This window comes from Providencia sp. CIM-Carb-044 (genome assembly GCF_033901115.1).
Lineage (GTDB): Bacteria > Pseudomonadota > Gammaproteobacteria > Enterobacterales > Enterobacteriaceae > Providencia > Providencia hangzhouensis.
Genome location: NZ_JAXADV010000048.1, coordinates 1 through 2,238, shown reverse-complemented (window position 1 = coordinate 2,238; position 2,238 = coordinate 1). Strand labels below are relative to the sequence as shown.

The following is a 2,238-nucleotide window of genomic DNA, read 5'->3' as shown; positions in this document are numbered from 1 at the left end:
CCAGCAACGTCGGTTCGAGATGGCGCTCGATGACGCCAACTACCTCTGATAGTTGAGTCGATACTTCGGCGATCACCACTTCCCTCATGATGTTTAACGCGCTGATCACCGGCGGTTGAAAACCGTCCGGTGGATTGGCAGGTTATTCTCCATCATTTTCATCTACCGGTTTACTATAGGTCAACCAGGCCGTCCTTGCCGGCGCTTGGGACGCAGACGATGGCATCAAATGCCTCGCTCAAATTCGTTTCTACAGAGGCGCTTTGGGACCGCATTCGCTTTGCTTTCATGGGGGCATCTGTCAATGTCAGACATGAATCCTCCGTACCACAGGCATCGATGATATACTGTTCCATACTATCCTCACGGATTGCATCGGCAGGCGTGGTCACAACAGAGAATCCAAGAGGACTGCCGGGCGATGGGAATTGCATTTCCGGCACGGTGGATCCAAGATGGGTGAATGCAATCGCACGGTAATCCTCCTCCTCCCTCTCTGCGAGGTGCTGCCCCATGGGAACAGCCGTAAGCTCGCCCGAAAAGGAGACTGGAGTTTTTTGTAAATGATTGTTGTGCGCCAGCAGAATTATCTTCACATCCGGATTTGCTCGAACCATTCTATCCACTACGCCCGCCATATACGAGTCACGTACGGAAGTATCTCCCTCAAGAGAGGTACCATCGAAGAAAGTTCTCATTATACGCAAGGTTTCCAACGTATACTCTATCGACTCTATTCGATCAGAGGCTTTTCGGAACAAATCGCTGTTGACATGTTTTTTCAGGACAGGGGCAAGAGATGCCAAACGTAGCTTCAATCTGGTTACCCCTGAGATAGCTTTCTCCTGCTGAGCCGTTTCCATCTCCCCCCATTTTGCCGATGAAATAACCGCCGACTGACCATCAATGGATGCCAACAAGTGAGTCAGCTCATCAACATGCGGTTTAATGAGGTGATCGATGACCTTGATAATTTCGGCCAATTGTGCCAGGTCGTCCCTTGGATTCAAGGTGTTGGGTAAATCGATTCCGACTAACTGCAGTTTTCTTCCTGATTCGCGTAGATATGATTTAATCCAAATCAGCACTGAGCCATACAAAGAAAAGGTCAGTGGATCCGAAAATCGCTCAAGTTCATGAGCACCGGCTGTTGAGTTGAGGTATTCAGATAGCCGGGATGCCTGAATCGCCCCACATTCCAAACCAATCGCATTAAAATCATGCCTCTCGACCAAATAGCGAATAAGACTAGCTCTAGCCAGTGAAAACTCCGCGACAAAGTGAGCGCCCTCGCCAAGGCCGACAATTCGGGCGCCCTCAACCAGGGGAGTAAGAATCTCAAACTCATTGAAGTCCAGCTTTTGAGGCTGTAAAAGTGTTCTGGTAGTTCTCCATGTCATTTTTTTAGCCTTTGCGCTCATTGCTGTCATGCGTTCGCTTCGCCAATAATTTCATTGTCCTGAATTGTCTTAATTTTTTCAACCATTCAATGCCGTCATAACTTCTTCTGCCACCTGTAGAGCCGGATTGTGCAATTATTTTTAGTTTTCAGTGATTCTAACGCCGCCATAAACGGCGACAGGGTGGCGCGCCTATTGCGCATAAAATGGCGAAGCCATGCGCAACAGGCGCGGAATCTCTGGCGTCCGGTTTGATGGCTTTGTTATGCAAAGGACTAGTCTTCAATGACGTGTAAACCACGGCGCTTTAAGTCCTCTAACGAATCCAACATTCCCCTTATTAATTCAACAGGATGCCCCTCCCAGTCTTCAACAACGCCAACAATTCTCAAGGGTTCGCAGGTTCTATAGGACTGTGTTGGATTACCGGGAAATTTTTTGTTCGTAAGATTCGGATCGTCTTCGAACGGTCCTGTTGGCTCAACTATGTATATGTAGCCGCGACCCTCGAGGCCAGACAGTGACATAGCAAGTTCAGCTCCCCAAACTGCTGGCTCCATCAAGGCTGAAAAGTAGATGTGCTTAAGAATACGACCGTCCTCGAAATGAGAGATGAACCCTGTGGTTAGCAAGTCACCAATCGCCAAATTGGCTTTGGTTCCATGATAGAACGGTCCTTGCACCTGCTTGTAATTATCATGAGAGATGGGAATCCAATCTTTTACCATTTTAAGACCCTTAATTGTTGGGATTTGGCTGCATAACTTTGTTTTAGGGCGACTGCCCTGCTGCGTAACATCGTTGCTGCTCCATAACATCAAACATCGACCCACGGCGT

General features: G+C 48.3%; 2 protein-coding genes and 1 pseudogene. All 3 read right to left on the bottom strand.

The window, feature by feature from the left end; all coding sequences use genetic code 11:
* Positions 1-88, bottom strand: a pseudogene (locus tag SJ312_RS23145) (ANT(3'') family aminoglycoside nucleotidyltransferase); the annotation flags it as partial.
* An 85-nt stretch (positions 89-173) separates the two neighbouring features.
* The gene (gene ere(A) / locus SJ312_RS23140; protein WP_015059985.1) at positions 174-1,430 is read right to left on the bottom strand and encodes an EreA family erythromycin esterase; all 1,257 of its coding nucleotides are present in this window, start codon (positions 1,428-1,430) and stop codon (positions 174-176) included.
* 245 nt (positions 1,431-1,675) lie between these two features.
* Entirely contained in the window at positions 1,676-2,128 is a 453-nt protein-coding gene (locus tag SJ312_RS23135; RefSeq protein ID WP_000237816.1) for an NAD(+)--rifampin ADP-ribosyltransferase Arr-2, read from the bottom strand.
* Positions 2,129-2,238: the final 110 nt, after the last annotated feature.

Excerpts from the sequence above, each read along its gene's own strand:
- SJ312_RS23135 (WP_000237816.1), bottom strand. The coding sequence starts at position 2,128 with ATGGTAAAAGATTGGATTCCCATCTCTCATGATAATTACAAGCAGGTG.